Source organism: Lihuaxuella thermophila (assembly GCF_900110165.1).
GTDB classification, from domain to species: Bacteria; Bacillota; Bacilli; order Thermoactinomycetales; family Thermoactinomycetaceae; genus Lihuaxuella; species Lihuaxuella thermophila.
Window position 1 is genome coordinate 1 of the sequence record NZ_FOCQ01000032.1, and the last position, 3,357, is coordinate 3,357.

At 43.9% G+C, this 3,357-nt stretch carries 2 protein-coding genes and 1 pseudogene; 1 reads left to right on the forward strand and 2 read right to left on the reverse strand.

Annotation, left to right across the window (positions count from 1 at the left end):
• Nucleotides 1–94: 94 nt before the first annotated feature.
• Nucleotides 95–763: pseudogene (locus BMW55_RS18820) on the reverse strand (cation:dicarboxylate symporter family transporter); the annotation flags it as partial.
• Between the two features lie 495 nt (nt 764–1,258).
• On the opposite strand from BMW55_RS18820, the gene BMW55_RS18825 reads away from it, so the two are divergent.
• A complete protein-coding gene (locus tag BMW55_RS18825; RefSeq protein WP_089973369.1) occupies nt 1,259–2,050 on the forward strand; it encodes a PHP domain-containing protein in 792 nt (263 codons plus the stop codon).
• Nucleotides 2,051–3,057: 1,007 nt separating this feature from the next.
• On the opposite strand, the gene BMW55_RS18835 is transcribed toward BMW55_RS18825, so the two are convergent.
• On the reverse strand, nt 3,058–3,357 hold a 300-nt coding region (locus BMW55_RS18835; protein ID WP_139179553.1), incomplete at its 5' end, for a glycosyltransferase family protein.

The following is a 3,357-nucleotide window of genomic DNA, read 5'->3' on the forward strand; positions in this document are numbered from 1 at the left end:
ACGTTTCATCTCCGGTTCCTCCTTAAGCAGAATTCTATCAAAACCGGAGAGCTCTACACATCTAACCGTCGCATTTTAAATTGGGGCGCTATATTAATGGTATCAAAGATTGAACCCCAAACTTCGAGACAGTCACGCCGATCAGGGCAAACACACCAAATGGGGCAAATTTCATGATTTGGTTGGTCATGTAAAACATGGCATCCGCCGTTCCCTGGAAGAAGCGGAGAACAGGTTTCCCTTTCTCGCCAATCGCGGCTACTCCCAACCCGAACATGACCGAAAAGAAGATGATGGCCAGCATATCTCCTTTGGCCAAGGATTCAAAAAGGTTCTTCGGAACAATATTGACAAACGTTTCCACGAATCCGTGGCTCTTTGTTTCATTGGTTGTATCTACGTATGTTTGAATATCTGTTTTCTCAAGGGCTTTCATATCCACGCCGGCGCCCGGCTGAAAAACATTTGCCGCCAAAAGCCCGACGATCAGGGCAATCGTCGTGATAATTTCAAAGTACAGGATCGTTTTTCCACCCAATTTCCCCAGCTTTTTCATATCACCGACACCGGCAACACCGATAATCAAACTGGAGATCACAATCGGAATGACGATCATCTTAATGAGGCGAATAAATATGTCGCCAATTGGCTGCAAAAACTTCTCAACATGCGGGTTGCCATAGAAAACAGCCCCTATGATAATGCCGAGAACCAGACCAATCAAAATTTGCCAGGCAAGTCCCCATTTCTTCTTCAACGACATCACCTCACGAGACGTATGATAAAACAATTGCATAAAATTTTTACAAAATGACTAAATATTTTATACATAAAAAGACAATGGAGACACGAACGTATTCTATGGTAATTCATTTGTCAAAAACAATCAACCATTACTGCGAAAGAAAGTTATTTTTCTATTATTATTTTAAACTGAAATGATTATTATATTGTTAATTTTTTATAAGATTAGCAAGTTCAGTTCCAATCAAGGTTTCGCATGGATGAGTGAGATTTTGGAATGCGATCACCGGTACAACCGCATCAAAAGGAAGTCATTTCATCATCCGGACAATATCTCCCCATTGTATGCATCCGCCGAGCAGCCCTAATGGGGTGAAAATGGATCACTCTAGATTCTTCACGTTTTACCTGTGAAAAACAAAAACCCCTATATTGTATGTATCACCGATCCAAATTCAATTTCTCCTCATATAATGATCACATATAAAAAACAATAAACAATAAAGGAGAAAAAATGAGAATCTTAAACAATCTTCCCCTTGGAACCTTTGACTTGCACCTGCACACATCCGCGTCAGACGGCAGGTTCACGCCGTCAGAAGTGGTCAAACGGGCCAAGCAAGCAGGATTGCAAACGATCGCCATTACCGATCATGATACGCTGGCAGGGGTGGACGAAGCCGTTGAAACAGGAAAAAAACTGGGCGTTACCGTCCTGCCGGGCATAGAAATCACGACAAGATGGAAAGGAAAAAATATTGATCTATTGGGATACAACTTCAAACACGGGGAAAAACTTCATCAGGCATTAGCTTCGTACCGGGCCGCTCGTCTGGAGCGGGCCAAAGAAATCATCCAACGCTTTTGCTCACTGAACATGTCGATCAGTCTGGATGATGTAAAAAAATACAGCGGAGACGGATTGATCGCCCGTCCGCATATCGCCAGGGCGATCGTTGAAAAAGGATATGTCCCCACCGTACAAGAAGTATTTGATCACTACTTGGCCGACGGAAAGCCGGCAGCAGTGGATAAAAAAGAACTTTCCTTGCGGGAAGGAATCGCCATGATCCATGAAGCCGGAGGTATAGCTGTACTGGCTCACCCCATTTATATCAAAGAGATTAGCGAGATTGAGGAAATCATTCGTCAGGGGCTGGATGGGATCGAAGTCTGGCATCGCAACCATTCCGGTGAAGATGTTAAAAACTACTTGGACATAGCTGATAAATATCATCTGGTTGTTACCGGAGGCTCTGATTTCCATGTTGAGGAACATAAGATAGGCCAGTTTATGCCGGCATGACTGAAGAAAGGACTCGAAAAGTAGATTTCGGTAAATGGAAGGTTACCGGAGAGCGGCTAATCGATGGATGTGATTACAAAAAATCCCCCTGTAAATTGGAATCGCCACTGCTTTTTTAAACGACTAAGGCTGGTTTTGTGTCAATTTTCCATGACACAAAACTAGCCTCGCATTCTGCTGACTCAAGTGTTGTGATGCTGATTTTTTTGTTCTCAATATACAGAGCTCGAGCATAAAATTTTCAGGAAATTATCGCTGAGCTTCATCGTCGAAAAAACCGCCCCGACTGTTCATATTTTGTCAGCATCCAAGATTCCATTGATTTGAATGTCGCTTAAACAGAGAGAAACTGTACCCAAGTCCACAATGGTTTCAGGGGCTGCTCCGTTAACCGTGAAACGAATACGATGATACCTGCAGTGTGCACGGAAGGCCAGTGTAAACTGGCCGTAATCGCAAGGAAGGTCTGTGCCCTCAATCTTTATGCTACGCTCGCCAAACCGGATCACAAAACTGTGCGGTTCCGCTCCGATAGAACGAACGGCAAAACGCAAAACATAAAGGGCTCCGGGTCGTAACATCCTCGTTTTTTGTGACAGACTCCCCCTCTGGTTCATCCCCGGCGTAAATCTGGCGTGACGTTGACCCATCATCTCCGTCCCCGTCCCTGTTTGTAACTCTACAAAGCCCGAGGGAATCCACGGGAAAAAACTGTGGTCGGAAGATCGGAAATTCCCGTTCCTGATCCGGTTCAAACTGCTAAGAGACAAAGCTTCCATCTGCGTTCGTGTTAATTTTGTCACTGACGATAACAGCATAGACATCTTCCTCAATCAATGACCATTGTTCATCCTGTATATCGTATGCGTGTCTATAAATCTATGTGATTATTTCAGTACTTCCGGCTTGTTCAACTCTATCTTTTCGTAAAACATCCGGATGGGTCATCCCATTTCGATCTAAAATAGATAAAATAAAACCCCTTAGGGCAGGGGTTTTATCATGAATCAGACAACCTCCCGTTTTCTTTTAAGCAGAGGATGATGTTCCAGCAAATAAAGCAGATACCGGAGACGAACAAAATAAGTATGGTCTCTTAACGTCCGCTGGTAGGCACGAGCCGCCATCTCTTTCCTTTCGTCTTCATGTTTCAAATAATAATGAATTTTTTCCCTCAGCTCTTTTAACGTGCGGTAAGTGGCAATCTCCTTCTCCGGAACATATAACTTGTTTAAATCCCTGCGCCAGGTGGCCAGTTGGAAAGAACGGCAGGCGGCAATCTCGAAGGTCCGGTTATTGGGTGTATA